Annotated in this window: 1 protein-coding gene; it reads left to right on the forward strand. The window is 68.7% G+C overall.

Translation table 11 applies throughout. The features are described from left to right. On the forward strand, positions 1–533 hold a 533-nt coding region (locus tag A5697_RS10890; protein WP_197500971.1), incomplete at its 5' end, for a TetR/AcrR family transcriptional regulator. Between the last annotated feature and the right edge of the window lie 30 nt (positions 534–563).

Raw genomic sequence — 563 nt, forward strand, 5'->3', positions numbered from 1 at the left:
CGCGAGCCACCATCCGTGAGATCGCTCGCACCGCGAACGTCACGAGCGCCAGCCTGTACAACTACTTTCCGAACAAGGCCGAGTTGATCAAGGCCGCGATCGCGGCACGCACCGACGTCGCGTTGCCCCGGCTGCGGGCGGCCGCCGCGGGCCCCGGGACCGCCATCGATCAGATCGAGGCGGTGCTCGACGAATCGGGCCGGCTGATGCGCGAGTATCCGGATCTCGCCGCCTTCGAGTGGGTGATCCGCGCCGAGGGCGTGGCCGACGCCGATTCGCGGTTCGCGGGGGGCGCGCGGTTTCAGGCATTCCGAGAGATCATCGAGGGCGTCGTCGACGATGCCTATCGGCGAGGCGAACTCGCGCACCGGCAGGATCGGGACAGCATCGTCGAAGCCGTGTACGCGCTCGTCTACGGCTTGACCGAACTGGCGGCCACGTCACCCCCGCGGGCCTACCACGCCGCGCTGGACTCCGCCAAGGAACTGATCAGCGGAACGCTCTTCGCCCGCCCGGCCGGCGCCCAACGATGAAGTTACTCACCGCGCTGCGGCTCATCAATC

The sequence above is a fragment of the Mycobacterium sp. E3251 genome (assembly GCF_001666835.1).
In the GTDB taxonomy this organism is placed as follows: domain Bacteria; phylum Actinomycetota; class Actinomycetes; order Mycobacteriales; family Mycobacteriaceae; genus Mycobacterium.